The 25636-nt window shown below is 74.9% G+C and carries 27 protein-coding genes; 10 read left to right on the plus strand and 17 right to left on the minus strand.

The window, feature by feature from the left end; translation table 11 throughout:
• Positions 1–85: 85 nt before the first annotated feature.
• The 7 genes from D7I43_RS13105 to D7I43_RS13135 form a co-directional block, all read right to left on the minus strand.
• Positions 86–289: a cold-shock protein gene (locus tag D7I43_RS13105; RefSeq protein WP_007075740.1), complete on the minus strand. Its 204-nt coding sequence runs from the start codon at positions 287–289 to the stop codon at positions 86–88.
• A gap of 292 nt (positions 290–581) precedes the next feature.
• Entirely contained in the window at positions 582–854 is a 273-nt protein-coding gene (locus D7I43_RS13110) for a DUF4235 domain-containing protein (RefSeq protein WP_120328752.1), read from the minus strand.
• Positions 851–1192 carry a DUF3618 domain-containing protein gene (locus D7I43_RS13115; protein ID WP_120328753.1) on the minus strand — a complete coding sequence of 114 codons (342 nt, stop codon included), beginning with the start codon at positions 1190–1192 and terminating at the stop codon, positions 851–853. Before D7I43_RS13115 ends, D7I43_RS13110 begins: the two co-directional genes overlap by 4 nt.
• Positions 1189–1623: a phage holin family protein gene (locus D7I43_RS13120; protein WP_120328754.1), complete on the minus strand. Its 435-nt coding sequence runs from the start codon at positions 1621–1623 to the stop codon at positions 1189–1191. Before D7I43_RS13120 ends, D7I43_RS13115 begins: the two co-directional genes overlap by 4 nt.
• A gap of 531 nt (positions 1624–2154) precedes the next feature.
• Positions 2155–3351, minus strand: a complete 1197-nt coding sequence (locus D7I43_RS13125) for a mechanosensitive ion channel family protein (RefSeq protein ID WP_120328755.1) — start codon at positions 3349–3351, stop codon at positions 2155–2157.
• 66 nt (positions 3352–3417) lie between these two features.
• Positions 3418–4239 (minus strand): DUF1206 domain-containing protein, encoded by an 822-nt coding sequence (locus D7I43_RS13130; protein WP_120328896.1) that lies wholly within the window; start codon positions 4237–4239, stop codon positions 3418–3420.
• Between the two features lie 60 nt (positions 4240–4299).
• On the minus strand, positions 4300–4668 hold the full coding sequence (locus tag D7I43_RS13135; protein WP_120328756.1) for a hypothetical protein: 369 nt from the start codon (positions 4666–4668) through the stop codon (positions 4300–4302).
• 63 nt (positions 4669–4731) lie between these two features.
• Here D7I43_RS13135 and D7I43_RS13140 point away from each other — a divergent pair, with 63 nt between their 5' ends.
• Together D7I43_RS13140 and D7I43_RS13145 are read left to right on the plus strand one after the other, a co-directional pair.
• Positions 4732–5958 (plus strand): cysteine desulfurase-like protein, encoded by a 1227-nt coding sequence (locus D7I43_RS13140; RefSeq protein WP_120328757.1) that lies wholly within the window; start codon positions 4732–4734, stop codon positions 5956–5958.
• Entirely contained in the window at positions 5955–6242 is a 288-nt protein-coding gene (locus tag D7I43_RS13145; protein WP_120328758.1) for a GNAT family N-acetyltransferase, read from the plus strand. The genes D7I43_RS13140 and D7I43_RS13145 overlap by 4 nt, the downstream gene beginning before the upstream one ends.
• Positions 6243–6341: 99 nt before the next feature.
• Here D7I43_RS13145 and D7I43_RS13150 read toward each other — a convergent pair whose 3' ends face one another.
• Entirely contained in the window at positions 6342–7835 is a 1494-nt protein-coding gene (locus tag D7I43_RS13150) for a glycoside hydrolase family 3 protein (RefSeq protein ID WP_120328759.1), read from the minus strand.
• A gap of 203 nt (positions 7836–8038) precedes the next feature.
• Between D7I43_RS13150 and D7I43_RS34080 the strand changes: the two genes are divergently transcribed.
• The 4 genes from D7I43_RS34080 (at position 8039) to D7I43_RS13165 (ending at position 11519) form a co-directional block, all read left to right on the plus strand.
• A complete protein-coding gene (locus D7I43_RS34080) occupies positions 8039–8164 on the plus strand; it encodes a hypothetical protein (RefSeq protein ID WP_256371327.1) in 126 nt (41 codons plus the stop codon).
• 96 nt (positions 8165–8260) lie between these two features.
• Positions 8261–9211 carry a TIGR03557 family F420-dependent LLM class oxidoreductase gene (locus tag D7I43_RS13155; protein WP_120328760.1) on the plus strand — a complete coding sequence of 317 codons (951 nt, stop codon included), beginning with the start codon at positions 8261–8263 and terminating at the stop codon, positions 9209–9211.
• 109 nt (positions 9212–9320) lie between these two features.
• Positions 9321–10952: a RecQ family ATP-dependent DNA helicase gene (locus tag D7I43_RS13160; protein ID WP_120328761.1), complete on the plus strand. Its 1632-nt coding sequence runs from the start codon at positions 9321–9323 to the stop codon at positions 10950–10952.
• 63 nt (positions 10953–11015) lie between these two features.
• Positions 11016–11519, plus strand: coding sequence for a hypothetical protein (locus D7I43_RS13165; RefSeq protein ID WP_120328762.1), 504 nt, complete (start codon positions 11016–11018; stop codon positions 11517–11519).
• 130 nt (positions 11520–11649) lie between these two features.
• Here D7I43_RS13165 and D7I43_RS13170 read toward each other — a convergent pair whose 3' ends face one another.
• Positions 11650–13209: an MFS transporter gene (locus D7I43_RS13170; protein ID WP_120328763.1), complete on the minus strand. Its 1560-nt coding sequence runs from the start codon at positions 13207–13209 to the stop codon at positions 11650–11652.
• An 80-nt stretch (positions 13210–13289) separates the two neighbouring features.
• Between D7I43_RS13170 and D7I43_RS13175 the strand changes: the two genes are divergently transcribed.
• Together D7I43_RS13175 and D7I43_RS13180 are read left to right on the plus strand one after the other, a co-directional pair.
• Positions 13290–14048 carry a TetR/AcrR family transcriptional regulator gene (locus tag D7I43_RS13175; RefSeq protein WP_240032940.1) on the plus strand — a complete coding sequence of 253 codons (759 nt, stop codon included), beginning with the start codon at positions 13290–13292 and terminating at the stop codon, positions 14046–14048.
• Complete coding sequence (locus D7I43_RS13180; protein ID WP_120328765.1) at positions 14045–15049, plus strand: AraC-like ligand-binding domain-containing protein; 1005 nt, start codon at positions 14045–14047, stop codon at positions 15047–15049. Before D7I43_RS13175 ends, D7I43_RS13180 begins: the two co-directional genes overlap by 4 nt.
• Before the next feature lie 219 nt (positions 15050–15268).
• Here D7I43_RS13180 and D7I43_RS13185 read toward each other — a convergent pair whose 3' ends face one another.
• Genes D7I43_RS13185 through D7I43_RS13220 form a run of 8 tightly spaced genes read right to left on the minus strand, consistent with a single transcriptional unit; the run spans position 15269 to position 23861 of the window.
• A complete protein-coding gene (locus D7I43_RS13185; protein ID WP_120328766.1) occupies positions 15269–16252 on the minus strand; it encodes a DNA topoisomerase IB in 984 nt (327 codons plus the stop codon).
• A complete protein-coding gene (locus D7I43_RS13190) occupies positions 16236–17189 on the minus strand; it encodes a glycosyltransferase family 9 protein (protein ID WP_120328767.1) in 954 nt (317 codons plus the stop codon). Before D7I43_RS13190 ends, D7I43_RS13185 begins: the two co-directional genes overlap by 17 nt.
• Positions 17186–17872, minus strand: a complete 687-nt coding sequence (locus tag D7I43_RS13195; RefSeq protein WP_192902150.1) for an SDR family oxidoreductase — start codon at positions 17870–17872, stop codon at positions 17186–17188. Before D7I43_RS13195 ends, D7I43_RS13190 begins: the two co-directional genes overlap by 4 nt.
• 8 nt (positions 17873–17880) lie before the next feature.
• On the minus strand, positions 17881–19383 hold the full coding sequence (locus tag D7I43_RS13200) for a PfkB family carbohydrate kinase (RefSeq protein WP_396844612.1): 1503 nt from the start codon (positions 19381–19383) through the stop codon (positions 17881–17883).
• Between the two features lie 11 nt (positions 19384–19394).
• Entirely contained in the window at positions 19395–20072 is a 678-nt protein-coding gene (locus D7I43_RS13205; RefSeq protein WP_120328770.1) for a D-sedoheptulose-7-phosphate isomerase, read from the minus strand.
• Positions 20072–21289, minus strand: coding sequence for a glycosyltransferase (locus tag D7I43_RS13210; protein WP_120328771.1), 1218 nt, complete (start codon positions 21287–21289; stop codon positions 20072–20074). The genes D7I43_RS13205 and D7I43_RS13210 overlap by 1 nt, the downstream gene beginning before the upstream one ends.
• Positions 21274–22251, minus strand: coding sequence for a glycosyltransferase (locus tag D7I43_RS13215; RefSeq protein ID WP_120328772.1), 978 nt, complete (start codon positions 22249–22251; stop codon positions 21274–21276). Before D7I43_RS13215 ends, D7I43_RS13210 begins: the two co-directional genes overlap by 16 nt.
• Positions 22248–23861, minus strand: coding sequence for an HAD-IIIA family hydrolase (locus D7I43_RS13220; protein ID WP_192902151.1), 1614 nt, complete (start codon positions 23859–23861; stop codon positions 22248–22250). Before D7I43_RS13220 ends, D7I43_RS13215 begins: the two co-directional genes overlap by 4 nt.
• A gap of 286 nt (positions 23862–24147) precedes the next feature.
• Here D7I43_RS13220 and D7I43_RS13225 point away from each other — a divergent pair, with 286 nt between their 5' ends.
• Together D7I43_RS13225 and D7I43_RS13230 are read left to right on the plus strand one after the other, a co-directional pair.
• On the plus strand, positions 24148–24576 hold the full coding sequence (locus tag D7I43_RS13225; RefSeq protein ID WP_338041998.1) for an SRPBCC family protein: 429 nt from the start codon (positions 24148–24150) through the stop codon (positions 24574–24576).
• Entirely contained in the window at positions 24573–25574 is a 1002-nt protein-coding gene (locus tag D7I43_RS13230) for an SDR family oxidoreductase (RefSeq protein WP_120328775.1), read from the plus strand. The genes D7I43_RS13225 and D7I43_RS13230 overlap by 4 nt, the downstream gene beginning before the upstream one ends.
• Positions 25575–25636: the final 62 nt, after the last annotated feature.

Raw genomic sequence — 25636 nt, forward strand, 5'->3', positions numbered from 1 at the left:
CCCGCGTCCCGGGCGGGACGCGGGGTTCCACTGTCGATCCGAGGGCGGATCAGCCCACTGGCCGGCGGGCGCCGGCCGGTACTGCTCAGATGGGGCGGACCTGCTCAGCCTGCGGGCCCTTCTGGCCCTGAGCGATCTCGAACTCCACCCGCTGGTTCTCCTCCAGAGTGCGGTAGCCGCTCGTCTGGATGGCCGAGAAGTGGACGAACACGTCAGCACCCCCGCCGTCGACGGTGATGAAGCCGAAGCCCTTGTCAGCGTTGAACCACTTCACGGTTCCCTGCGCCATGTGTATCTCCTTCTAAAACTGGCGGCCGAGCACGCCGTGCGGCCGGTTGGCCGTTTTCGAGCAGCGGCGCCTGAGGCGGCCCCCGGTGAAGGAGACTTCTCTCAACCCACGCCATCTCTCAACAGCGGGGATCAGCAAACCACGTACGCAAAAACTCTGCACAGTCTACCCGACGAAATTCTCCGACATGTGACCTGACGGATGCCCGAGATCCGCTGGGTGGGCGCTTACCGCCGTGCGAAAGGCCCCCTCCCCGTCGATACGGAGAGGGGGCCTCGCACGCCGCCAGCGGTCACTCCGGCCACCGGCCGGTGAGCCGCCGTACGCCCATCGCGCCGCCGCGGTCGACCGCCGCGCGCACGACCGCGAAGATGGCGCCCTGCAACGCCGCGGCCGCGAGGATCTCGCCCCAGTGGCGGTCCTCGTCGGTGGCGCTCGGCGCCTCGCCGTCGCCCGCGGTGACCTTCCAGACCTGCCGGAAGATCATCCCCGCGACCGTGCCGGCGGCGATACCGAGCAGCACGCCCACCGGTTTGTAGGCCGCCTTGCCGATGCCCCTGCTCACCTACGCCTCCCTCGGAGGACCAGCAGCACGACGACGGTGGCCACCGCGCCGGCCGCGACGACCGCCCACGGCGCCGGGTTGCGCCGTACCTGTTCGCCCTTGCGTTGTGCCTGTGTGCGGGCGTCCCCGGCGGTGCGGGCCGCCTGCCCCCGCATCCGGGCCACGGTCTGCCCGGCCCGCTCCCGCATCCGCTGCCGCGCCTGGTCGGCCGACTCCTTCAGCCGGGCCTTGACGTCGGCCTTGGCGGCCAGCGCCTCCATCGTCTCGCCCAGTTCGACCCGGGTCCGCCGGATCTCCTCGCGCAGCGCCTCGGTGTCGACGCGCCCGTTGCCCGTCATGACCGTCCCCTGTCCTTCACGGCGGCGGAGAGGACGTCCATGTCCGCCCGTACGCTGCGGACCGTCGCCGCCGGTACCGGCGGGACCGCGCGGCTGACCTGCTGCTTGCCGATCAGGGCCAGGATCCCGGCGAGCAGGAACAGGCCGACCGCGATGATCAGCGCGGCGGCCCAGGCCGGCAGCACCAGGTCCAGCAGCAGCACGGCGGTGACGACGAGGGCCCCGAGGCCGTAGAACGCCAGCGCCCCGCCGCCGCCGAACAGGCCGATGCCGATGCCGGCGTGCTTGCCCTTCTGGGTCAACTCCGCCCGGGCCAGCGCCAGCTCGTCCCGCACCAGGCGGGAGATCTGCTCGGTGGCCCGCTGCACCAGCTCGGCGGTGGAGGGCTCGCTCCCGTTGCGGGATGTGCGGGCGTTCGCCAGGTCAGCCATGCTGTCCTCCTTTCATCATCACCGCGCTGTATGCCCGGAGTCGCCGCTCGCCAATCCTGCGCGGGGGGCCGCCGGACCGCGACGACACGTCCGGCAGCACGTCCCCCGCAACGGCCGGGTCAAACCTCCCGGATCGGGCGACTCCTCGCAGCGGACGCCGCACGTACGCCCCGACACAGAGAACGCCGCGCCCCACGGGCAGGACGCGGCCCGACCCACGTGATCATGAGGTTGGCGGGGACGAACCGGGCAACCCGCCCCGTCAACCTCATGATCGACGCGGAGGATTCGGGGGTGGGAACACCGGCCGGGGCGGGTACGTTGTGCGGGGTGCCGGTGTGTCCAGTGTCCCCGGGCCTCACCTACAAACGCCTTCGCGGAATACCGTTCGGCTGGAGCCGCGTCGCGCCACTCGCCGAGAGGCGACCTGCACACCGGCACTCCACACGCCGCCCCCGACCACCACGGTCGGGGGCGGCGTCGTCTGCACGTCCGATCCGGCGCCGCGCGGGGCAGCCGGGACGCGGCCGGTCAGCGGCGGGACTCGGCCGGCTCGTCGGGGCCGACGAACGCCTCGCTGCGCGCGTCGCCGTCGTCGCTGCCGCCGAAGAGCCGCGCGTCGTCGGGCACGTCCCCCTCGGCCAGCCGGCGCTCGGGCCGGCGCGGCCGCACCCACTGCCAGGGCAGGTCGCTGCGCGCGTCGCCCAGCTCGGTGCGCACCCGGGGCATCGAGGTGGGGTGCCGGTCCCGCACCCAGGCGACCAGGTGTTCGCGTACGAGGCAGCGCAGGTCCCACAGGCTGCCGGCGTCGGCGGCGCTGACCAGCGCGCGGATGCGCACCGTGCCGCCGGTCGCGTCGGTCACCTGGAGCACGCAGACGCGGCCGTCCCACAGGTCGGTGCTCTCCACCAGTCGGCGCAGCTCCTCCCGCATGGCCTGCACCGGGACCGCCCAGTCCACGTCGAACTCGGCGGTGCCGAGCACCGCGGCCTCGGTGCGGGTCCAGTTCTGGAACGGTGTGCTGGTGAAGTACGACGTCGGGAGGATCAGCCGGCGGTCGTCCCAGATCTGCACCACCACGTAGCTGAGGGTCAACTCCTCGATCCGGCCCCACTCACCCTCGACGACCACCACGTCGTCGAGCCGCACCGCGTCGCTGAAGGCGAGCTGGAGCCCCGCGAAGACGTTGCCGAGCAGGCTCTGCGCCGCCAGCGCGGCGACCACACCGACGACACCGGCGCTGGTCAGCACGCCGGCGCCGATACCGCGCACGCTCGGGAAGGTCATCAGCATCACGCCGAGCGTGAGGATCACGATCACCGCGATCGTCACCCGGCGCAGCATGACCACCTGGGTCCGCACCCGCCGGGCGTGCCGGTTGTCGGGCACGTCGACCCGGAACCGGGCCAGCGCCGTGTCCTCGACCACCACGAGCAGCGCGGCGACCAGCCAGGCGGCGCTGGCGATGACGGCGAGCACGAGCAGGTGCAGCAGCGCCTGCCGCCACCCCGTCCCGACGGCGTAGCCGGTGGTGAAGCGGACGGCGAACTGGACCGCCAGCACCGTGGCGGCCACCTGGAACGGGCGGTGGGCGTGGTCGGTGAGCTCGGTCATGAACCGCGACCGGTGGCCCAGCCGTCGGGTCACCCGGTGCACCACCGCCGCGACGAACAGGGCGGTCGCCGCCGCGACGAGCACGACGGCGACCGTCTCGAGGTAGTTCTGCACGTGGTTCTCCCTCGGTCTCGGGCACGACGGATGTCCGGTACCGATGGTGCCGCGCCGCCGGCGGTGTCAGACGCGGCGGTAGCGGGACTGGAGGAAGCAGAAGACGCCGAAGGCGGCGATGCCGAGGGCCACGAGGGTCAGCAGGAGGCCGCCGTAGGACTGCTCCCGCAGCGTGTGCAGCGCGGCGTCCAGCCCGCGGGCCTTCTCCGGGTCGTACGTCACCGCGGCCACGATCACCAGCACGCCGGCGATGGCGTACGCCACGCCCTTGGCGGCGTAGCCCGCTACGCCGAGCCGGCGGGCCAGCCGGCGGGTGCGGTGGCTCATCTCCCCGAGCCTGAGGTGCTTCTCGAAGCGCTTGACCAGCCCGTACACCACGAGGCCGACGCCGATCGCGGCGAGCACCAGCCCGGCGAGGCCGACGAGCCACCGGCCGCCGGAGGACTCCATCGCCCGCCCGGTGAGGGCCTCCTGCTGGTCCGCGCTGTGGGACCCCGCGTCGGAGAAGACCTTGTACGCGGTCCACGCGAAGTAGAGGTAGACGACGGTGCGCCCGAGCGAGGCGAGGCGCTCCCACGTCCGTTCCCGGCCGCGTTCGGCGCGGTGCCCGGCGGCCGCCTCCAGCGCCTGCCAGATCGCCATGGCCAGCAGACCGACGCCCGTGGCGACGACGAGGACCTTGCCGAGCGGCTGGGCGGCCAGCGTACGCAGCGCCCCGGACTGGTCGCCGTCGTCGGCGGAGCGCCCGAACGCGATCTGCAGCGCCAGCCAGGCGAACAGCAGATGGACGAGCCCGTAGCCGATGAAGCCGGCCCGGGTGAGGACTTCCAGCCACCGGCTGTCTGCCGTACGGGAGGCGGTGGCTTCGGCGGTACGGGTCAGTGACATGGTGGCCACAATCTCCGCCCGCGCTGATCGTCAAACCTGACCGCCGCCTCCCGTGGCGGATCAGCTGCCGCCGCCCTGCGACACCCGGATCTTGATCTCCTGGTCGGTGACGCTGTCGAGCGTCACGGCGAAGCCGGCCACCTCGGCGGCCTGCTGGCCGGTGAGCAGCGTGACCTGCTCGCCGGCGACCTCGACGGTCACCTGCTCGTCCTGCACACCGACGAGCTTCGCCTCGACGCCGAGGATGCTGGCGCTCGCGTCGACGCCGCGCTGGAAGGTGATCGTGCAGGAGCCGGCGATGCTGCAGTCGGTGTCGGCGCCCTCGGAACTGCAGCCGGCCAGCAGGGCGACGCCGAGCGCCAGGCCGGCCAGCACGCCGGCGGCGCGACGGGTGGGGGTCAGCGGGAAGGTACCGGGTCGCTTCGTCACCCCGCCAAGGGTACGGCCCGCCCGCCAGGGGGCCCGGCGACGGCGCGGGCTAGGGTCGGCGGCATGCCGTTCGACGTCCACCGGATCCGTGCCGCCTACCCCGCCCTGGCCGAGGGTTTCGTCCACTTCGACGGTGCCGGAGGCACCCAGACCGCCGCGGCCGTGATCGACGCGGTGGCCGGGGCGATGCGCACCGCGGTCAGCAACCGCAGCAGCGCGTACCGGCCCGGTCAGCGGGCGCTGGAGCTGGTGGCGGACGCCCGGGCGGCGGTCGCCGACCTGGTCGGCGGCGATCCGGCGGGCGTGGTGCTCGGTCCGAGTGCCACGGCCCTTCTCTACACGCTGGCGCGCACGCTCGGCGCCGGCTGGCGGCCCGGCGACGAGGTGGTCCTCTCCCGGCTCGACCACGACGCGAACGTACGCCCGTGGGTGCAGGCCGCCGAGGCGGCCGGCGCGACGGTGCGCTGGGCCGAGTTCGACCGGGACACCGGTGAGCTGCCCGTCGACCAGTACGCCGACCTGGTCACCGAGCGGACCCGGCTGGTGGCGGTCACCGCCGGCAGCAACGCGATCGGCACCGCCCCCGACGTGGCGGCCATCGCCAAGATCGCCCACGCGGCCGGCGCGCTGGTGTGCGTGGACGGGGTGCACGCCGTGCCACACGCGCCGACGGACCTGGCCACGCTCGGCGCGGACGTGCTCGTGACCAGCGCGTACAAGTGGTCCGGGCCGCACCTCGCGGCCATGGTGGGCGACCCGCGGCGGTGGGCGACGCTGCGCCCGGCGAAGTTGATCCCCTCCTCGGACGCGGTGCCGGAACGCTTCGAGTACGGCACGCCGAGCTTCCCGCTGCTCGCCGGCGTGGCCGCGGCCGTCGACCACCTCGCCGGGCTGGACCCGGCGGCCACCGGCGACCGGCGCGCCCGCGTGCGGGCGGGACTGGCGGCCGCCCAGGCGCACGAGGAGGCGCTGCTGGACCGGCTGCTCGCCGGGCTCGCCGCGCTGCCCGGCGTCACCGTCTACGGCCTCCCGGCGCGGCGCTGGCCGACGGTCTCCTTCCGGGTCGCCGGGCTGTCCCCGGCGCAGACCCAGGCGGCCCTGGGCGCGGCCGGGTTCTGCCTCTCGGCCGGCGACTACTACGCCTACGAGTACTTCACGGCCATGGGGCTGCGGGACAGCGGGGGCGCGGTGCGGGCCAGCGTCTACCACTACAACACGGCCGACGAGGTGGACCGGTTGCTCGCCGAACTCGACCGGCTGGCCACCGCCGGGGGGACAATGGCCGGGTGAGCAGCCTGGTCGAGGACAACCCGGCCGAGCGCCGGTTCGAGATCCTGGTCGACGACGCGCTGGCGGGGTTCACCGCGTACGAGGCCCGGGGCGAGGTGCTGGTCTTCACGCGCACCGAGGTGGACCCCCGGTTCCAGGGCAAGGGCGTCGGCACGGCGCTCGTACGCGGCACGCTGGACCAGGTGCGGGAGCGGGGCGGCGCGGTGGTGCCGCAGTGCCGGTTCATGTCCGCCTTCATCGACCGCCACCCGGAGTACGCCGCCCTGGTCGTCGACGAGCCCTGACGCGGGCCCGCCCACCGGAGCCCGATCGCCGGGGAGCCCGACCGCCGACGGCCGCTCGGAGGACGGCCGCTCAGCCGACGGCCGCTAGCCGACGGCCGCTCAGCCGGCGAGCAGTTCGGCCGCGGCGCGCCCGGCGGCCCGCGTGGCGCCGTGGGTGGCGACGTGCACGGCGCCGGTGACCAGCTCCGGCACCCCGAGTTCCACGACCACCGCGTCCGGGCGCGCGGCCAGCGCCCGGGTCACGGCCGACCGCATCCACGGGTGGCGGTGCAGGTCGCGGACGACGAGCACCACGGGCCGGCCGTCGGCGCCGGCCGTCGGGTCGACCGGGACGTCGTCCTCGGCGTACCGGCGGGTGGCGGTGCCGGGCAGCATCTCGGCGAGCGGCGCGCCGACGCCCCAGGGGGTCTCCGCCCCGATCGCGATGTTGCGCGGCGGCTCGAACTCCACCACGTACGCGGGCACGGTCAGCGGCAGCGCGGCGGCGCCGCCGGGCGCCGCGGTGACCCGCAGCGCGCGCCGGGCGGCGGCCAGCCCGACCTCCGACGCGTCGGCCGGCAGGCCCCGCCGGGCGGGACCCCCGGACCGGGCGGCGACCGTCCACTCGGCCAGCTGCCCGACCCGCTTGGCGGCCTCGGCGAGCCGCTCCTCCGGCAGCTCGCCGGAGACGACCGCGGCCACGATGGCGTCCCGCAGCTCGCGGGCGTCCTCCTCGCCGGCCCGCTCCCCGCCGATGCAGATGGCGTCCGCGCCGGCCGCGAGGGCACGGACCGCCGCGCCGGCGAACCCGTACCGGTCGGCCACCGCCCGCATCTCCACCGCGTCCGTGACGACCACGCCGGAGAAGCCCAGCTCGTCGCGGAGCAGCCCGCCGAGGATCCGGGAGCTCAGCGTGGCGGGCAGCTCCGGGTCCAGCGCCGGCACCAGCAGGTGCCCGGTCATCACGGCCTGGGCGCCGGCGGCCACCGCGGCGCGGAACGGCGCCAGCTCGACGCTGTCCAGCCGGTCCCGGTCGCCGGTGATCAGCGGCAGGTCGTGGTGGGAGTCGACCCGGGTGTCCCCGTGGCCGGGGAAGTGCTTGGCGCAGGCGGCCACACCGCCGGCCTGGAGCCCGCGGACCCACGCGGCGGTGTGCCGGGCCACCAGCGCCGGGTCGGCGCCGAAGGCGCGTACGCCGATGACCGGGTTGGCGGGGTTGGAGTTCACGTCGGCGTCCGGGGCGTAGTCGAGGGTGACGCCGAGGCTCGCGAGATCCGCCCCCAGGTCACGCGCGACCCGCTCGGTCAGCTCCGGGTCGTCCACGGCGCCGAGGGCGAAGTTGCCCGGGCGGGAGCTGCCACGGCGCGACTCGATGCGGGTGACGTCCCCGGCCTCCTCGTCGATCGCCACGATGACGTCGGGACGCTCCGCGCGCAGCGCGGCGGTGAGCGCCGCGACCTGCGCGTGGTCGACCACGTTGCGGGCGAACAGCACCACCGACCCGAGGCCCTCGCCGAGCCAGCGGCAGACCCACGGCGGTGGGGTGACGCCGACGAAGCCGGGTTGCAGGACGGCGGCCGCGAGCGCGGCCAACGGACCGCCCGGTGCCCTCATGCCGACGCCCCCCGTCGCCCGGCGACGGCCCGGATCGCACCGTGCCCGAAGGTTCGCTCGCTCATGCGGCCCCCGTACCCCCACTTCCCCACCGTCCGGCGGCCCGCCCCGGCGGGCGGTGCTGCCATGGTCACACCCGGGCGATCAAATCGTCAAGAAACCTTACAGTTGCCGGGCGGGACGGCGGTCGGCAGAGTGCGGGCATGGATCCCACGCTGCTGGCCGACGCGACGAGCCCGGCCGACGTCCCCGGCGTACGCCTGCTCGGGGTGGTGGTAGGCGGCCTTCTGCTGCTCGCGGCCATCCGGGCGATGTTCCGCCGGCGCTGACGCCGGTCGCCGCCGGCGCGGGTCGGCGGCGGTTGCCGCCACCCGTGCCGGGGTAGGTGCTCCCTCGTTGACCCGGTGACGTCACGAGGGGGCACCATGAAGATCGGATACTTCCTGTCCACTGAGGAGTACAGCCCGGCCGAGCTGCTGGAGCAGGCGCGCGGCGCGGAGCGGGCCGGCTTCCAGGCGCTGTGGATCTCCGACCACTACCACCCCTGGGTGGACGCCCAGGGCCAGAGTCCCTTCGTCTGGTCGGTCATCGGCGCGCTCAGCCAGGTCTGCCGGCTGCCCGTGACCACCGCCGTCACCTGCCCGACCGTCCGGATCCACCCGGCGGTCGTCGCCCAGGCGGCGGCGACCAGCGCGGTGCTGCACTCCGGGCGGTTCGTGCTCGGCGTCGGCAGCGGCGAGGCGCTCAACGAGCACATCCTGGGCGACGCCTGGCCACAGGCCGACGTGCGGCTGCAGATGCTGGAGGAGGCCATCGAGGTGATGCGCGAGCTGTGGCGGGGCGGCTTCGTCAACCACTACGGCCGGCACTACACCGTCGAGCACGCCCGCGTCTACACGCTCCCCGACACCCCGCCGCCGGTCTACGTCTCCGGCTTCGGACCCAAGGCGGTGGACCTGGCCGCCCGCCTCGGCGACGGCTACATCAGCACGATGCCGGACGCCGACCTGGTCCGCCGGTTCCGCGAGGGTGGCGGCGGCGACAAGCCCTGCCAGGCCGGCTTCAAGGCGGCGTACGCGGACACGGAGGAGGAGGGCATGCGGATCGCGTACGAGAAGTGGCCGAACTCCGGCGTCCCCGGCGAGCTGTCCCAGGTGCTCCCCTCGCCCCGGCACTTCGAGCAGGCGGCGCAGCTCGTCAAGCCGGAGATGATGAAGGAGTCCTTCGTCTGCGGCAACAGCGCCGAGGCGCACGTGGAGATGATCGAGCAGTACGCGAAGGCCGGCTTCGACGAGGTCTACGTGGCCAACACCGGCCCCCACTACCAGGGCCTGTTCGACCTCTACGAGCGCGAGATCCTGCCCCGCTTCCGCTGACGTCGACGGGCCGGGCGCGGGGACGGCCGGCGGGTGTGTCCGGGACCGCCCCGCACCCGGTCCCGGGGCGGGTTTCGCCGGTGATCAGCTCGGGTACGTCCGGCCCTCGATGACACTCACCCGGCAGTCGACGACCCTGCGCCGCGCGGCCCGCAGCCTCTTCGGCTGGACCACGCTGCGGCCCCACCAACTGGCCGCCATGCGCGCCGTCATGAAGCGGCGCGACGCCCTCGTGGTGCTCCCCACCGGAGCCGGCAAGTCGGCGATCTACCAGATCCCCGCCAGCCTGATCCCCGGCCCGACCGTGGTGGTCTCCCCGCTGCTCGCCCTCCAGCAGGACCAGATCGCGGCGCTCAACGAGCGGCAGCGGCCGGAGCTGCGGGCGGTTCGCATCAGCTCCCACGAGAGCCCGGCGCAGCAGAGCGAGGCGATCGAGGAGATCCGCGCCGGCCGGGCGGAGTTCCTCTTCATCACGCCCGAGCAGCTCAGCAACCCGGAGCGGATGGCCGAGGTCCGGGCGCTGAAGCCGGCGCTCGTGGCGGTCGACGAGGCGCACTGCATCTCGGCGTGGGGCCACGACTTCCGCCCCGACTACCTGGCGCTCGGCCACCTCGTCGAGGAGATCGGCCGCCCACCCGTGGTGGCGCTGACCGCCACCGCCTCCCCGCCGGTCCGCGAGGACATCGTGTCGCGGTTGCGGCTGCGCGACCCCGAGGTGGTGGTCTCCGGGCTGGACCGGCCGAACCTCTTCCTGGAGGTCGCCCACTGCCCCACCGAGGACTACCGGTGGCGGCGACTGGTGGCGCTCCTGCGCTCCGACGAGCGGCCGGGCATCGTCTACGTGCCGACCCGCCGCGCGGCCGAGGACCTCGCCGCCCGCCTCACCGACGCCGGCTTCCCGTCCCGGTACTACCACGGCGGCATGCCGGCCGGGGCGCGCGGCGAGCTGCACGAGGCGTTCCTCGCCGACCAGGTGCCGATCATGGTCGCGACGTCCGCGTTCGGCATGGGCATCGACAAACCGAACATCGCGTGGGTGGTGCACATGGCGCTACCCGACTCGCCCGACAGCTACTTCCAGGAGATCGGCCGCGCCGGACGCGACGGCCAGCCCGCGCGGGTGCTGCTGCTCTGGCAGGCCGAGGACGTCGGCCTGCGGCGCTTCTTCACCGCCGGACTGCCGGACACCACCGAGCTGCGCGATCTCGCCGCGCTGCTGCGCGCGAGGGCCCGCAGCCGCAAGGAACTCCGCGAGCTGACCGGCCTCGGACCGCGCAAGCTCGGGCAGTACCTGTCGCTGCTGGAGCAGGTCGGCGCCGCGGAGCCGCGGTCGAAGGGGCGCGTCGGCTCGCCCCGCTACGCACCGACCCCGGTGGACGCCGCCGCGGCGGCCCTCGCCGAGGCGGAACGCCAGCAGACCGTCACCCGCTCCCGCACCGACATGATGCGCGCCTTCGCCGAGACGACCGGCTGCCGCGGGCAGGCCCTGCTGGCGTACTTCGGCGAGCAGATGACCGCGGTCTGCGGGCACTGCGACAACTGCCACGCGGGCACCAGCACCCCCGACGACGGCGCGATCGGGCCGTTCCCGGTGCACAGCCAGGTCCGCCACCCCGAGTGGGGGCCAGGTCTGGTGCTCAGCTACGACGAGGACCGGATGACGGTTCTCTTCGACGAGGTGGGGTACAAGACGCTGTCCGTACGCGTGGTGTCCGAACAGGAGTTGTTGACGCTGGACTAGCCTGATCCGGGCGCCGCGCGCCCACGACTTCGCACGAGCAGGACAGGCGGAAGGGACGTTGCCGTGATCGAACAGCCGGCGTACACCGGGTTCGGGTTCTCCGACGAGGAGTGGGGACTGCTGGTCGGGCTGCCGCAGTCGGTGCTGACCGCGGCGAGCGCCGCCGAGTCGGACGGCACGCGGCGCACCATGGCGGAGAACGCCGCCGGCCTGGAGACCATCGCGGCCGGCCGGGAGTCGGCGAGCCCGCTGGTCGCCGCCGTGGCCGGCGAGATCGTCACGCGGGTGGGCGACCCCGAGGCCGGGGAGGAGATGCCGGTCATCTCCCCCACCGACCCGCAGGCGCTCATCGGCGACGTGCTCAACCGGGCGCGGGAGGCCGCCGCCCTGCTCGCCGCCCGCGTCGACGAGGGCGAGGCCGGCGCGTACCGGCACTGGCTCGTGGAGATCGCCGAGCAGGTGGTCGGCGCGGCCTCCAGCGGCGGTGTGCTGGGGCTCGGCGGTGAGGTGGTCAGCGACTCCGAGCGCCGCTTCCGCGACCGCCTGGCCCAAGTCCTGAACGACTAACCCTCCCCTCCCCGTCCCCGCGCTCCCTGTCCCCTCCCCCCGCGATCTTGCACTTTCGGCCCGTGAGATGCGGCTTGTGTCCCTTTCGCCCGGGCACAAAGTGCAAGATCGCGGGGGAGGGTGGGCGGGGTCAGCGCGCGGGGGTGGGGGTTGGGGTTGGGGTTGGGGTGGGACTTGGGGTGGGGGTGCGTACTCCGCGTAGCGTGGCCACGGTGAGCACGGCGGCGAGCAGCATCAGCGCCCCGGCACCGGCCGCGGCCAGGTGCAGCCCGTCGGTGAACGCCGTCGTGGCGGCCTGCCGTACGGCGGCGGCCGCGTCGGCGGGCAGGTTCGCGGCGACCGCCACGGCGCCCCCCAGCGTCTCCCGCGCGGCGTCCGCGGCGTCGGCCGGCAGCCCGGCCGGAATACCATCGACCACCTCCCGCCGGTAGACGGCGCCGCCCACGCTGCCCAGCACCGCCATTCCGAGCGCACCGCCGAGTTCGCTGCTCGACTCGGTGAGCGCCGAGGCGACGCCGGCCCGCTCCGGCGGCGCGGCGCCGAGCACCAGCTCGGTGACCAGTGACATCACCACCACCAGGCCGGCCGCGTAGACGCTCGCGCCGACCAGCAGCGTGGCCAGTCCGTCCGTGACCGGCACCCGGGTCAGCACCACGAACCCGGCGGCCGCGACGACGAAGCCGGCCCCGATGAGGTACGCCCGGTCGATCCGCCGGGCCAGCGCCGCCGCGACCGGCGCGACCCCGCCCACGAGCACAGACGGCACGAGGCTCCACAGTGCCGCGCGCAGCGGGCTGAAGCCGAGCACCGACTGGAGGTGCTGGGTGGTGAAGATGGCGAAGCCGACCATCGCGAACATCGCGACCAGGTTGACCCCGAGCGCCGCGCCGACCGCCCGGCGGCGGACCAGCGCGAGGTCGACCATGGGGTACGCGAGCCGGCGCTGCCGCCGGACGAAGAACACCGCGACGAGCAGCCCGGCGGCGACGGCCGACGCGGGCACGGCCGACCAGCCCTCGCGGGCCAGTTCCTTGATGCCGTAGATCACCGGCAGCAGCGCGGCCAGTGAGAGCACCGAGCTGAGCAGGTCGAACCGGCCGGCCCGCGGGTTGCGGAACTCCGGCACCAGCAGCGGCGCCAGCAGGAGCAGCAGCACCATGGCCGGCAGGTTGATCAGGAAGATCGACCCCCACCAGAAGTGCTCGAGCAGGATGCCGCTGAGCACGGGGCCGATGGCGATGCCCCCGGTCAGCGCGGCGGTCCAGATGGCGATGGCGGTGCCGCGCTGCTTCTCGTCGTGGAACATGTTGCGGACCAGCGCCAGCGTGGAGGGCATCAGGGTGGCGCCGCCGACGCCGAGCACCGCCCGGGCGGCGATCAGCGTGCCGGCGCTGTCGGCGTACGCGGCGAGCACCGAGGCCGCGCCGAACGCCACCGCACCGGCGAGCAGCAGCCGGCGGCGGCCGATCCGGTCGCCGAGGGCACCCATGGTGATGAGCAGCCCGGCGAGGACGAAGCCGTAGATGTCGAAGATCCAGAGCTGCTCGGTGCTGGTCGGGCGCAGTTCGGCGCTCAGGAACGGGACGGCGAAGTAGAGCACCGAGACGTCCATGGAGACCAGGAGCAGCGGCAGCATCAGCACGCCGAAGCCGATCCACTCACGGCGTCCGGCGCGAGGTGTCGAGGGCATGGGAGACTCCTTCTGCGTATGTCATACGCGCTTCTGCGTAGACCATACGCAGAACTAGGATGGGCCGGCAAGGAGGAGCCGTGGAGCCGACAGCAGACGAGCCGACAATCCCCCCGGCCATCGCCGAGGCCTGGGGGCTGCGCGGACGCGCGCCCAAGGGGCCGCGACCGGGGCTCACCCTGGGCGGGATCGTCGCCGCCGCGGTGGCGCTCGCCGACGCCGAAGGGTTGCCGGCCGTGTCGATGAGCCGGGTGGCCAAGGAACTGGGCGCGGCCACCATGGCCCTCTACCGGTACGTCGGCGCCAAGGAGGAACTGCTGACGCTGATGGTCGACGCCGCGTACGGCGAACCACCCGCCCCGGCCGGATCCGGCCCGGACTGGCGGGTCGGGCTGTCGCGGTGGGCCTGGGCCGAACGCGAGGCCCTGCGCCGGCACCCCTGGATCGTCCGCGTCCCCATCGGCAGCCCGCCGCTCACGCCGCACCAGCTCGGTTGGCTGGACGCGGGGCTGCGCTGCCTGGACGGCACCGGCCTCACCGAGCCCGAGAAGATGTCGGTGATGCTGCTGCTCACCAGCTACGTGCGCAACGAGGCCCTGCTCACCGCCCAACTGCTCGACGCCGCACAGGCCGCCGGCCGCGAACCCGGCGCCGTCATGCCGGCGTACGCCCGGCTGGTCGCCCGACTGGCCGACCCGGCCCGCTTCCCGGCGCTGCACGCGGTGCTCGCCTCCGGCGCGCTCGATTCGGACGACGACCCGGACGACGAGTTCACCTTCGGCCTCGACCGGCTGCTGGACGGCGTCGAGACGCTGGTGCGCGCCCGGACGGCGGGGTGACGGTGGCGGGTCTGCGGGTCGAGACCGTGGACACCACGGTGGTGCCACCGGCCGACCGGTTCCCACTCTGGCTGGAGATGGCCGGGCGGGTGTCCGCGCCGGTCGCCTTCACGAGCGACCACGCCGACGACTTCCGGGGGCACGCCCGCATGGTCGACCTGGGCGGCATCGCGCTCACCCGGTTCCGCTACCAGTCGCTGGTCGGGCAGCGCACCCCGCGCCTGATCCGCCAGGCGGACCCCGAGGTCTACCAGATCGCGCTGGCCACGAGCGGCACGTGCGCTATCAGTGCCCGCCGCCGCGACACGGCCCTGCCGGTCGGCGACTTCACGCTGGTCGACTGGGGCCGGCCGCACGACCTGGAACACCTGGGCGACAACGCCCGGGACGTCCCCGCCGCCTCCGCGACCGCCGTCATCCCCCGGGCGCGGCTGCCGCTGAGCCCCGACAAGGTCGACCGCCTCACGGCCGCCCGGCTGTCCGGATCGGAGGGTCCGGGCGCCCTGCTGGCGCAGCACCTGCACCGGATCACCCGGCATCCCGAGGAGTTCCGCGACAGCGACGTGCCCTACCTGGCGGACGTCACGATCAGCCTGGTCTCCGCACTGCTCGCGCGCCACCTCGACGCCGAGGACGCGCTGCCGGTGGACGTCCGCGAGCGGACCCTGCTCGCCCGGATCAGCGACTTCATCGACCGGCACCTCGACGACCCGGCGTTGAGCCCGCAGGCCGTCGCGGACGCCCACCACGTGTCCCTCCGGACGCTGCACCGGCTCTTCCAGACCGAGGAGCAGACCGTGGCCGCGACGATCCGCCGGCGACGCCTGGAACGGTGCCGCCGCGACCTGGCCGATCCGCTGCTGCGGCACCGGCCCGTCCACCTCGTCGCCCGTCGCTGGGGCTTCACCGACAAGGCCCACTTCAGTCGCGCGTTCCGGTCGGCGTACGGGATGAGCCCGCAGGCGTACCGGGCCCGCTCCGGCTCCGGCCCGACCGGCTGACCGGCGCACCCGGCACCGGACGTCAACCGGTTGGCGCGCACGGTCAACTCCGGGTCGGCAGACTGTCCGCGACGCGGTCGCCGTCCCCCGACCCGTGCGGGGAACCGGCCGCCATCGGGGGCCGTGCGCGGCGCCCGCCGCCGACGCGGCGGGCGGCCGCCGGGCTCGACGTCCGGCGCTCCGGCTCCGCCACTTCCCCCAGGACGGTGGCGGGGCCGGTCAGGCCTCCTCGAGCAGTTCCAGCACGGCCCGTTCGGCCTTCTCCCGCGGGGTGTCCCCGTCGACCGGCACCACCACGCCGTCGTGGTAGAGGTCGACCACCCGGGGGTCCACGTAGGACGTGCGCGCCACGGTCGGCGTGTTCCCCAGCAGTTCGGCGACCTCGCGCATCACGGCGGCCACCGCCCGTTTCCGGGCCGTGGCCGACCGGGCGGGCCCCACGGCGGCCAGCTCGACGGCGGCCCGCACGGTGGCGTGCCAGGTGCGAAAGTCCTTCGCGGTCATCTCCCCGCCGCTGGCGTCGCGCAGGTACTCGTTGACCTCGTCGGCGCGCACGTCCCGCCAGTCCCGGCCGTCCCAGTAGCCGAACAGCCGCTCGGCCCGGCGGCGGCGCCGGCGCAGGTTGAGCAGCACCCGGCACAGCTCGGGGTCCTCGATCCGGCGCACCTGCTCGATGCCGCCCTTGGCGGGGAACTCGAACACCACGCAGCCGCCGCGGGAGCGGGCGTGCTCGGGGCGCAGCGTGGACACCCCGAACGTCGGGTCGTCGCCGGCCGCGTACTGGTCGCTGCCGACCCGGAACATGCCCATGTCCAGCAGCCGGGCGACCGTGGCGAGCACCCGGTCCCGGTTCAGCCCGCGCCCGCCGAGGTCCGCGCCGACCCGCTCGCGCAGGGCCGGCAACCGCCGGGCCACCTCCAGCACGTGGTCGAACTTCGCCTCGTCGCGCTTCTCCCGCCACACCGGGTGGTAGAGGTACTGCTTGCGGCCGGCCGCGTCGATCCCGGTGGCCTGGATGTGCCCGTTCGGGTACGGGCAGATCCACACGTCCCGCCACGCGGGCGGGATGACCAGCGCGCGGAGGCGGTCCAGTTCGTCCGGGTCGCGCACCGGTTCGCCGGCCGGGTCCAGGAAGAGCCAGCCCTTGCCACGCCGGCGACGCCGGTATCCCGGCCTGCCCGGATCGCTACGCCGCAACCGCACCGGAGTCCCGCACCACCCGTTCCACCTCGTCCACGGCCGCCGACACCTCGTCGACACCGAGAGCGGTCAATGACGGGTGGCTTCCTACCCCGTCCCAGCTGGGCCAATCCCTGTTCCCGGCCCAGATCACACGGTGCCGGGGCCGGTCCGGCGGCGGCCCCCAGCGGGCCGGGGACACCGGGCCGAACAGCACGACCGACGGCCTCCCGTAGCCGGTCGCCAGGTGGGCCACGCCCGTGTCCCCGCTCACCACCACCCGGGCGTACGCCACGAGCGCCGCCAGCTCGGCGAGGCCCGTCCGGCCGGCCCACACGGCCTCGGGGGGCAGGCCGGCGGCGGAGGCCACCCCGCCCGCCAGCTCCCGCTCGTCGGCGGAGCCGGTCAGCACCACCCGGTGTCCCCGCGCGGCGAGCCGGCGCGCCAGCACGGCGAACCGGTCGGCCGGCCAGCGCTTCGCGGCGATCTTCGACCCCGGGTGCAGGACGGTGGCCCCGGTCGGCACCCCGGTCGCCGCCGGCCGGCCCAGCGCCAGGTCGGTTCGGTCGGCGGGGATCCCGTACCACGCCAGCAGGCGGCACCAGCGGTCCACCTCGTGCTCGTCGGCGTCCCAGTCCGGCCCGTCGGTGAACCCGGCGTCCGGACTGGCGAAGGCGAGCAGCCGCCCCGGCCCGGTGGCCGCGAGCGCCCGGTGCGACTGCGGGCCGCGCCCGTGCAGGTTCACCGCGAGCCGCGGCGGCGGGTGGGGCCACCGGATCCGGCCCGGATCCGGGGTGTCCACCAGCAGGTCGACCCCGCCCACCAGGTCGACCAGCGGCGCGAGCCAGGCCGGCGCGGCGAGCGCGAGCCGCCGGTCGGGGTGGGCGGCCCGCAGCGCGCGCAGCGCGGGCACGGCGGTGGCCAGGTCGCCGACACCGAGCGCCCGCAGCACGAGGATCACGGGTACGACGACTCCTGCTCGGCGCAGACCACCATCTCCCGTACGGCGCAGCCGGGCGGCTGGGACAGCGCGTACATGACGGCCGCCGCCGTGTCGGCCGGGTCGTTGAGCACCGCGTCCGCCCCGGGGCGGTAGCGCTCGTCCCGTTCGTCGAAGAACGCCGTCCGCATGCCGCCGGGGATGAGCAGGGTCACGCCCACCGTGCCGGCGAGTTCGGCGGCGAGGGCCCGGGTGAAGCCGACCACCCCGAACTTCGCGGCGCAGTACGCGGTGGCGTCGCTCACGGCCTTGACGCCGAGCGTGGACGCCACGGTGACGATCGTGCCCCGGGACGCCTCCAGGTAGGGCAGCGCGGCCCGGATCACCGCGGCCGTGGCGAGCAGGTCGACGGCGACGATCCGCTCCCAGGTGTCCGCCGGCACGTCCGCCAGCCGCCCCGGGACGTCCATCCCGGCCGCCGTCACCACCGCGTCCAGGCCGCCGGAGCGCTCGGCGAGCTGCCGTGTGGCGTCCTCGGCGGCCCGGGTGTCGGCCAGGTCGCACTCCACCCACGGCACCCCGTCGCCGGGGGCCCGCCGGTCGATCACGAGCGGCCGGCCGCCGGAGCGGGCCACCGCGGCGACCACGGCCGCGCCCAGCCCGCTCGACCCGCCCGTCACCAGGACGGCGGATCCGCTCGGCACGCCGGCGGTCATCGGATCCGCTCCACGTCCGGCGCCGACGCGCCGACGGGACCGTCGCCGGGCGCCCGCGCGGCCTCGCAGCACGCCCCGGAGAGCTGGCCGCCGGACCGCGCGGCGGCGATCATGTCCGTCGTCGAGCGGCCGTCGAGGTACGGCACCACCACGGTGTGCCCGCCCCACCGCCGCAGGATCTCCGCCTCGGGCAGGGCCGAGGCGTCCCCGGCGCCGGTGGCGTAGTCGCCGCCCTTCACCCAGATGTCCGGGCGCAGCCAGGTCAGCGCCGCGTGCGGCGTCGGCTCGTCGAAGATCATCACCGCGTCCACGCAGCTCAGCGCCGCCAGCAGCCGGCTGCGGTCGCCCTGCGGGACCACCGGGCGGTCCGGCCCCTTCAGCCCGGCCACGCTGGCGTCGGAGTTCAGGCAGACGATGAGGCAGTCGCCCAGCTTCCGGGCCGCCTGCAACGTCGCCACGTGACCGGCGTGCAGCAGGTCGAAGCAGCCGCCGGTGGCCACCACCGTGCCGCCGGCCGCGCGCACCTGGGCGAGCACCGACGCCACGGCGGCCACGCCGACCCGCTCGCCGCCGGGCGCGGCCACCGCGCTCACCTCCGGCCGCGCCGGAGGCGGCAGCACGCTCGCCACTCCCCCGCCCGCCACGTACGCCGACGCCTCGGCCACCGCCTCCTGCACCGCCTCGGAGACCAGCGCGCCCCGGGCCAGGGCGAGGCTCGCGGTGGCCGCGAACCGGTCACCGGCGCCACAGGTGTCCCCCTCGGCGGTGGCCGGTGACGGCACCACCAGCGGTGTCGACCCGGCGTGGCAGAGCAGCGCCCCGTCGCCGCCGAGGGTCACGGCCACCGCGCCGGCCCGCCACCGCCGGCGCAGCCCCTGGGCGCCCCGCGACGCGGTGGCCAGCCGGGTCGCGCCCGGCAGCGCCGGCACCAGCTCGCGGACCTCGGACTCGTTGGGCGTGGCCAGATGCACGCCGGGAACGGCAGCCGGACCGCGTGGGTGCGGGTCCCACACCACCGGCGCCCGGGTCGCGGCGAGCGCCGCCCGCAGCGCCGACTTCCGGGCCACACCGCGGCCGTAGTCGCTGACGAGGACGGCGGACGCGTTCGCGATCATCCGGAGCATCGCCTCGGTCGGTTCGCCGGGCTCCCCGGGCGGGCCGCCGCGGTCGTGCCGCAGCAGGACGCGTCCGCGGGCCCGCAGCCGGATCTTCTCCGGCGTGGCCCCGGCCAGCGGCAGCGCGTACACCTGCACGCCGGCGGCGGCGAGCAGGGCGCTCAGCCGCGCGCCCCCGGCGTCGTCCGCGAGCGCCGTCACCAGCACCACCTCGGCGCCCTGTGCGGCGGCGAAGACGGCGGCCAGGCCGGCGCCGCCGGGGCGGTCGACGTACTCGGTCTCGTCGAGCACCGGCACCGGAGAGTCCGGACAGAGCCGGTTGACCACCCCCTCCACGTCCCGGTCGAGCAGGGTGTCACCGACCACCACCACGGGTCCCGTCACGCTTCCCCTCCTCATCCTCGGGCCTGCACCTGTTTCCCGCTGTCGCCGTCGAGTACCACCTCCACCCCGGCGTGCACACCGTCGGAGCGGAGCGGCTCCGACACGTCCGCCGACGCGGCCAGCGCGGCCGGCAGCGCCCGGTCGACGTACTCGCAGAGCACGTGCGCCGAGACGAGGTGCAGTTCCTGCACCACCTGGCTGTCCGGCGAGGCGATGGCGAGCGCCTCGTGGCAGGCGTCGGCGAGGGGGTTGGGTGCGGGGCCGGTGAAGGCCCAGCAGCGCAGGCCGGTGTCGTGGGCGGCCTGGGCGGCGGTGAGGAGGTTGGGGCTGGTGCCGCTGGTGGACAGGAGCAGGAGGATGTCGCCGGGTCGGCCGTGGGCGCGGACCTGGCGGGCGAAGACGTGGTCGTAGTCGTAGTCGTTGGCGATGGCGGTGAGGGCGGAGGTTTCGGCGTGCAGGGCGATGGCGGACAGGGGTTGGCGGTCGTCGCGGAGTTTGCCGACGAGTTCGGCGGTGAGGTGTTGGGCTTCGGCGGCGCTGCCGCCGTTGCCGGCGACGAGCAGCCGACCACCGGCCGCCAGCCGCCTCGCGAGGGTCTCACCCCACCGGGCGAGCAGGTGCTCGCACTCCCGGTACGGCAGCAGGGCCGCGGCCAGGTTCGCCAGGTGCGCGTCGAGCAGCCCCGCCATCAGGCCACCACCCGCGTCGGCCGGCGCGCCGCGGTCACCTCGCCGTAGACCTCCACCAGCCGCTCCGCGGTCGCCGCCCAGGAGTACCGCAGCCGGGCCCGTTCCTGCGCCGCCGTGGCGTACGCGAAACGGCGGATCCGGTCGTCGAGCAGGCCCTGGATCGCGGCGCCGAGCGCCCGCGGGTCCCGGGCCGGGACCAGGTCGCCGGTCACACCGTCGACGACCGTGTCCTTGATCCCGCCGACCGCGGTGCCGATCACCGGCACGCCGCAGGCCATCGCCTCCAGCGGGGTCAGCCCGAACGGTTCGTACCAGGGGGCCGCCACCAGGACGTCCGCGGACCGGTACCAGCGGCCCATCTCCTCGCGCGGCACCGCGCCGACCAGGCGGACCCGGTCGGCCACCCCGCACGTCCTCGCGAGCGCCCGCAGCCGCTGGGCGTACGGGTCGGTCTCCAGCAGTCCGGCGGGCGGGCCGCCCACCACCACGCACTCGGCGTCGGGCACCAGCGCCATCGCCCGGATCACCGTCTGGAAGCCCTTGCGTTCCACCAGCCGGCCGACGGTCAGGACGCGCGCCCGCCCGGGCTCGCGGTCGGCGGCCGGCCCGAGCGGGGCGAAGGTGCTGAGGTTGACCCCGGAGGGGACCACGGTCATCCGGGACCGGGGCACACCCATCCGGACCAGCTCGCCGACCTCGTCCTGGCACTGCGCGATCACGCGGTCCACGGACCGGCCCAGCTCCCGCTCGTACGCCACCCGGCGGGCCGGGCTGGTGTCCTGCACGCCCTGGTACCGCCGCTTCACCGTGCCGAGCGCGTGGTACGTCTGCACCACGGGGATCCCGGTCTGCCGGCTCGCGGCGAGCGCGGCGAGGCCGCTCATCCAGAAGTGCGCGTGGACCACCTCGGGCACCCAGTCCCCGCCCCGCCACCGCTCGACGAGCCAGCGGCTGAACTCCTTCATGTGCGGTAGCAGCGCGTCCTTCGCCACCGGCTCCGCCGGCCCGGCCGGCACGTGCACCACGTCGTACCCGTCCGGGCTGCGCACGGTGACCGGCAGGTCCACGGCGTCGCGCCGGGTGTAGACCCGTACGTCGTGGCCGGCGGCCGCGAGGGCGGCGGAGAGCTCCGCGACATGCGTGTTCTGGCCGCCGGCGTCCTCACCGCCGAGGATGGCGAGCGGGCTGGCGTGCTCCGAGATCATCGCGATGCGCATACTTCCTCCTCCAGCAGCCGGTCCCAGTCGGCGAGGAAACGGTCGAGGCCGTACCGGTCACGGGCGGCCGTCCGGGCCACCGCGCCGGCCTGCCGCGCGAGTTCCGGTTCGGCGATGAACCGCTCGGCGGCGTCCAACAGGGTCTGCGTCCGGGTGGCGAGGGCGCCCGCCCCCGGCGGTACGGCCATCACCGCCTCGGTGGTGGCGAGCGCGACGACCGGCATGCCGATCGCCATGGCCTCGATGAGGCTGAGGCCGAGGGAGGTCCAGCGGCACAGGTGCAGGTACGCCCGCCGCCGGGCCAGTTCCTCGTGCATGCGGGCCTGCGGCACGTCGTCGTGGCTGACCACCCGTTCGGGCGGGAGCCCGAGCGCGTCGGCGAGGCCGGCCACCTTCATCCCGAAGACGTCCAGCGGGGCGATTTCGGCGAACCGGGGCAGCAGGTCGGTGCCGGTGACACGCCAGCGGCGTACCGGCTCGTTGATGACCACGGCGAGCCGGTCCAGTTCGCCGCTGTAGTCGACCCGGGGTGGCACGATGCCGTGGTCGACGACGGTGGTGCGGGTCGATCCGGTGTCCCAGAACAGCTGGTTGAAGCCGGTGACGTGGGCGATGAGCAGGTCGTCGCGGTCGGCCATGGGGTGGCGGCTGTTGGGGACGTTGCCGTCCTTGGGGGTGTTGTGTTCGACGTAGATGGCGGGCAGGTCGTGGCCGGGTCGGCGGCGTAGCCACTGTTGGGCGAGGTCGAGTTCTTCGGGGCGTTGGAGGATGACGAGGTCGACGTCGGTGTGGGGGAGCTGGTCGGGGGTGATTTCGGTGACGGTGTCGGGCCAGGGGTAGGTGCGGGCGCGGCCGAGGCCGTAGGGGCCGCGGTCGGGGGTGACGGGGACGAGGTAGTGGTGTCGGCCGTGGACGAACGCGGTGGTCCAGGAGCCGTGCACGTGCCACAGCAGGATGTTCATCGGGCGCTCCCGCCCGAGGCGGTCACCGCCACGCCCGCCGTGGCCCGGTCCGGGGTCACGCCCAGCAGGCGCAACGCCGCGACCACGTCGGCGGGCTGGATGCCGGCGAGGCAGGGGTGGCCGGGGACGGGGCAGGTGGCGGCGCGGGTGTCGCGGCAGGGGGCGGTGGGGTCGCCGAGGCGGACGGTGGGGACGCGGTAGGGGGCCCACTGGCCGAACGGGACGGTGGGGGCGAAGAGGCTCACCACGGGGGTGCCGACGGCGGCGGCCAGGTGCGCGGGCCCCGTGTTGCCCACCACCACGGCCGCCGCGTCCGCGATCACCCCGGCCAGTTCCGCCAACCCGGTACGACCCCCCAGGTCCACGCCGCCGGCACCGGCCACGGCGGCGGTCAGCTCCCGCTCCGCCGGTGTGCCGGTCACCACGACCCGGTGCCCGGCGTCGACGAGTGCCCGTCCGATGCCGACCGCCACCTCCGGGGGGCAGGCACGGCTGGGCACCGACGAGCCGGGGTGCAGCACCACGTAGCCCGGCGGCCCGACCGGCGACGGCGGCACCGCCTCGGGTCGCAGGTGGAGGGTGGGCTCCTCGTCGGCGGGCAGCCCGTACCCGGCGGCCGCCGCCAGGGACAGGGCCCGCTCCGGCTCCGGCACACCCGGGGGCACCCGGTGCCGCACGTCCAGCAGGCTGCCCGGGTAGTCGTCGCTGATCGCCGCGACCCGCGGCACACCCGCCATGCGCAGCAGCAACGCCATCGGCAACGGCGACTGATGGAACGAGGTGAAGATGACCGCCTCGTCCGCACCCACCGCCGCCAACCGCCCGACGAGGCCGCGCATGTCAGCCGGATCCACAGGCGCCGGAACAGGATCGATCCACGGCAACGGATGCTCGATCACCTCATCCACACCCGGCAACAGATCAGCCGCCGCCCGCCCCCGCGGACCACACACCAACACCACCCGATCCGCACCCGCCGCGACCGCCCGGACCGCCGGACCCGTCACCAACACATCCCCCACCGAATCCGCACGCACCACCACCACCGTGCCCCGCCCACCACCCGACGACACCGGCCACGGCGCCACCGCAGCCGGCGTCACCGCCGCCTGCCGCCGCAAAATCTCCTCCACCGCCGCAGGCAGATCCACCGCCGTCCACGCAGCGGCCGCCACCTCCTCCGCCCGCGTCACCACCGTCGGCACCAACACCCCCGCCGCACCCGCCGCCGCAGCCGCCACGACATCCCGACCGATGTCACCCACCACCACACACCGGGCCGGCACCGTCCCCAAATCCGCCGCCGCCGCCCACACCAACCCCGGCGCCGGCTTACGACACCCACACCCATCCGCATCCTCGTGCGGACACACCCGCCACGTACCGAACGGCCCCAACAACTGCTCAACCCGCGCATGCACCGCCGCCATCTGCGACCCGCTGAACAAACCCCGCGCCACACCCGACTGGTTCGTCACCACCCCCAGCCGCAACCCCGCCGCCCGCAACCGATCCAACGCCGCCCGCACCCCCGGCAACGGCCGCACCTTCTCCGGATCACCGTTGAACGGCACGTCCTCCACCAACGTCCCGTCCCGATCCAGCAACACCGCGTCGAACAGGACCGGCCCGGCCGCGGCCCGGTCAGCACCGGAACAAGCCCCGGCTGACCTGCGCTGATCCGGCTCCACCTGGTCCTGTCGCACGGGCGGCGGGTTCCCGGCCCCCAGGGGAGTAAACGTCGTCCTCGGCGCGGCGACAGCGCCCACGCACGCCACGGCCGTCGCACGGCCGCCCGCGCAGGCCTTACCCGTCGCCCCGGAGAAGCTAACCCGCCCGGCCCGTTAGCCCCGCTCGCGGCCCGGGTATGGGGACCCAGTGGCGATTGTGGAGAAAGTGATCGACGCTCCCCCGCAGCGGGTCTTCGACGTGCTCGCCGACGGCTGGACGTACAGCGACTGGGTCGTCGGGACGGCGCACGTGCGGGACGTGGACGAGAACTGGCCCCAGGTCGGCAGCCAACTCCACCACCGGGCCGGGCCGTGGCCGTTCTCGTTGCAGGACGCCTCCACCGTGCTGCTCTGCGAGCCACCGCACCGGCTCGTCCTGCGGGCCGGCCTCTGGCCGGCCGGTGAGGCGATCGTGACGTTCACCCTCGATCCGGTGGACGGGGACGCCACCCGGGTGCGCATCGGCGAGGAGTTCGCGGCCGGCCCGCTGCGCTGGGTCCGCAACAAGCTCAACGACCTGGTACTGCACCTGCGCAACCGGGAGACCCTCAACCGGCTCTCCGACATCGCCACCCGCCAGAAGGACCAGCGATGACGCAGAGCGTGGTCGTCACCGGGGCGAGCGCGGGCGTGGGCCGCGCCGTCGCCCGCGCGTACGCCGCGCGGGGCGCCCGGGTCGCGCTGCTCGCCCGCGGCGAGGCCGGGCTGGCCGCCGCCGAACGGGACTGCCGCGAGCGGGGCGCCGCCGACGTGCGCACCTACCGGCTCGACGTGGCCGACGCCGCTGCCGTGCAGCACGCCGCGGACGACGTGGTGGCGCACTGGGGCGCGCTCGACGTCTGGGTGAACAACGCCATGGTCTCGGTCTTCGCCCCGACCTGGGAGGTCACCCCCGCCGAGTTCCGGCGCGTCACGGAGGTGAACTACCTGGGCACCGTGCACGGCACGCTCGCGGCGCTGCGTCACATGCGCGCGAGCGGGCGGGGCGCGATCGTGCAGGTCGGCTCGGCGCTGGCGTACCGGGGCATCCCGCTGCAGGCCGCGTACTGCGCGACCAAGCACGCCATCCAGGGCTTCAACGACTCGCTGCGCGCCGAACTGCTGCACGACTGTCCGGCCGTGCGGCTGTCCATGGTGCAGCTGCCCGCCGTGAACACCCCGCAGTTCTCCTGGGTGCGCACCCGGCTGCCGCGGCACCCGCAGCCGGTGCCGCCGATCTTCACGCCCGAGCTGGCGGCCCGCGCCATCCTCTGGGCGGCCGACCGCGGGGTCCGGGAGCTGAACGTCGGCGGTCCCACCTGGCGGGCCCGTCTCGGTGACATGCTCGTGCCCGGTCTGCTGGACCGGAAACTGGCCCGGGACGGGTACGGCAGCCAGCAGACCGGCACCCGGGTGGACCCGTCACGCTGGCGGGACAACCTCGACCGCCCACGGGACGACGAGCGGGACCACGGCGCGGACGGGGTCTTCACCGACCAGGCGCGGAACCGGTCGGCGGCGCTGTGGGTGGGCACCCACAAGCGGGCGGTCTCCGGCCTCGCCCTCGCCGGGCTCGCCCTGGCCCTCGCCGGCGCGGCCGCCCGGCGCCTCTGACCCGACACGGACAGCGGACAGGCACGTCGGCGCAACCCTCCGATCGGAGGAGCCTTTATGCC

It is taken from the genome of Micromonospora globbae (assembly GCF_003610785.1).
In the GTDB taxonomy this organism is placed as follows: Bacteria; Actinomycetota; Actinomycetes; order Mycobacteriales; family Micromonosporaceae; genus Micromonospora; species Micromonospora globbae.